Source organism: Citrobacter sp. VF227 (assembly GCF_052950715.1).
Genome location: NZ_JBRFVF010000644.1, coordinates 1 through 432 on the forward strand (window position 1 = coordinate 1; position 432 = coordinate 432).

The following is a 432-nucleotide window of genomic DNA, read 5'->3' on the forward strand; positions in this document are numbered from 1 at the left end:
GCTCAAGCACGCCGACATCAAGGAACAGCTGGCACTGGAGGTGCAGCGCAGCAGCCGCAGCGGCAAACCGGCAAGCGTGGTGATGCTCGACCTCGACCACTTCAAGCAGGTCAACGACACCTATGGGCACGCCGCCGGCGACAACGTGATCCGCGCCCTGGCCAACCTGCTGCGCCAGCGCCTGCGTCGCATCGACAGCCTCGGCCGCTACGGCGGCGAGGAGTTCGTCGCAGTACAGCCGGAATGGAGCACGCTGCAGGCCAGGCGCATATTCGACGAAATCCGCGTGCGCTTCGCCGCCCTGACGTTCAATACGGGCGACCATCAGGAGTTTCGCGTCACCTTCAGCGCCGGCATCTGCGAAACCGATGAGCACAGCGCCGCCAGCGTCCTGCTGGAGCGCGCCGACCAGGCGCTGTACCTGGCCAAGCA

At 66.2% G+C, this 432-nt stretch carries 1 protein-coding gene; it reads left to right on the top strand.

The genetic code is table 11. The features are described 5' to 3' along the window. A partial coding sequence (locus ACU8YC_RS28335) for a GGDEF domain-containing protein (RefSeq protein WP_446896439.1) occupies positions 1–432 on the top strand: 432 nt, incomplete at both ends.